The following is a 547-nucleotide window of genomic DNA, read 5'->3' as shown; positions in this document are numbered from 1 at the left end:
GCCTGGCGCTTCGCCTCGACCTGTCGGGCGCGCCGAGCGTGGCAGAGCTGTTGGAGCGGACGCGGGGCGCGACGTTGGCGGCGCAGGACCATCAGGACCTGCCGTTTGAGCAGGTGGTGGAGATCGTGCAGCCGCCACGGTCGCTTGATCACACCCCGCTGTTCCAGGTGGGGTTGGCCTGGCAGAACAACGCCGGTCAATCCTTCGACCTTCCCGAGCTGAGTGTGGAGACTGCCGGAGATGGGTTCGATCAGGCCAAGTTTGATCTGGAGCTGAACCTTGGGGAGCGCGGCGCGGTCATCGCCGGAACGCTGGGCTATGCCACGGCGCTGTTCGATCAAGCAACGATCGAGCGGCAGCGGGGCTATCTGCTGGTGCTGCTGCGGGCGATGGTTGCCGATGCGCATCGAGCGGTCGGGCGGATTGAGCTGTTGTCGTCGGATGAGCGCATCTACCTGTTGGAGGAGCTGAACCGGACGTCGGTCTCGTATCCAGCGGAGCGGTGCATCCATGAGCTGTTCGAGGCGGAGGTGCGCAAGGCGCCGGA

The 547-nt window shown here is 65.6% G+C and carries 1 protein-coding gene; it reads left to right on the top strand.

Features of this window, described 5'->3' with window-relative positions:
- On the top strand, window positions 1-547 hold a 547-nt coding region (locus KJQ96_RS38660; protein WP_249727410.1), incomplete at both ends, for a condensation domain-containing protein.

The organism is Bradyrhizobium sp. sGM-13, assembly GCF_018398875.1.
In the GTDB taxonomy this organism is placed as follows: Bacteria; Pseudomonadota; Alphaproteobacteria; order Rhizobiales; family Xanthobacteraceae; genus Bradyrhizobium.
The sequence above is the reverse complement of the archived record's forward strand: the minus strand, read 5'-3'. Positions and strand labels throughout refer to the sequence as shown.